At 68.1% G+C, this 1,221-nt stretch carries 1 protein-coding gene; it reads left to right on the forward strand.

Annotated elements, in window-relative coordinates:
- Positions 1–1,221 (forward strand): chaperonin GroEL (groL, locus tag ACGFNP_RS61040; RefSeq protein ID WP_393334399.1); only part of this gene is annotated, 1,221 nt, incomplete at both ends.

Consider the following 1,221-nt stretch of genomic DNA (forward strand, 5'->3'; position numbering starts at 1 on the left):
CGCAACGTCGTGCTGGAGAAGAAGTGGGGCGCTCCCACGATCACCAACGATGGCGTGTCCATCGCCAAGGAGATCGAGCTCGAGGACCCGTGGGAGAAGATCGGCGCAGAGCTGGTCAAGGAAGTCGCCAAGAAGACGGACGACGTCGCGGGTGACGGCACCACGACCGCCACGGTGCTGGCCCAGGCGCTGGTGCGCGAGGGTCTGCGCAACGTCGCCGCCGGCGCCAACCCGATGTCGCTGAAGAAGGGCATCGAGTCGGCGGTCGAGCGGGTCAGCGAGGAGCTGTCCAAGCTGGCCAAGGACGTGGAGACCAAGGAGCAGATCGCTTCGACCGCCTCCATCTCCGCCGCCGACCCCGAGATCGGCGCGCTCATCGCCGAGGCGATGGACAAGGTCGGCAAGGAAGGCGTCATCACCGTCGAGGAGAGCAACACCTTCGGCCTCGAGCTCGAGCTCACCGAGGGCATGCGCTTCGACAAGGGCATGACGTCGATGTACTTCGTCACGGACTCCGACCGCATGGAGGCCGTGCTCGAGGACCCCTACATCCTGATCGTCAACTCCAAGGTCTCGGCCAACAAGGACCTGCTGCCGCTGCTCGACAAGGTCGTGCAGTCGGGCAAGCCGCTGCTGATCATCGCCGAGGACGTCGAGGGCGAGGCCCTGGCGACCCTGGTGGTCAACAAGATCCGCGGCCTGTTCCGCTCCGTGGCCGTCAAGGCCCCGGGCTTCGGCGACCGCCGCAAGGCGATGCTGGGCGACATCGCGATCCTGGCCGGTGGCCAGGTCATCGCCGAGGAGGTCGGTCTCAAGCTCGAGAACGCCACCCTCGACCTGCTCGGCCGCGCTCGCAAGGTCGTCGTGACCAAGGACGAGACCACCATCGTCGACGGTGCCGGTGACCCGGACCAGATCGCCGGCCGGGTCAACGAGATCCGCGCCGAGATCGACCGGACCGACTCCGACTACGACCGCGAGAAGCTCCAGGAGCGGCTGGCCAAGCTGGCCGGCGGCGTGGCCGTCATCAAGGCCGGCGCCGCGACCGAGGTCGAGCTGAAGGAGCGCAAGCACCGCATCGAGGACGCCGTTCGCAACGCGAAGGCGGCCGTCGAGGAGGGCATCGTCCCCGGCGGTGGCGTGGCGCTGCTGCAGGCGGGCGCCAAGGCGTTCGACAAGCTCGAGCTCAACGGCGACGAGGCCACCGGTGCCGCGATCGTC

The sequence above is a fragment of the Nonomuraea sp. NPDC049269 genome, from assembly GCF_043197155.1.
Lineage (GTDB): Bacteria > Actinomycetota > Actinomycetes > Streptosporangiales > Streptosporangiaceae > Nonomuraea.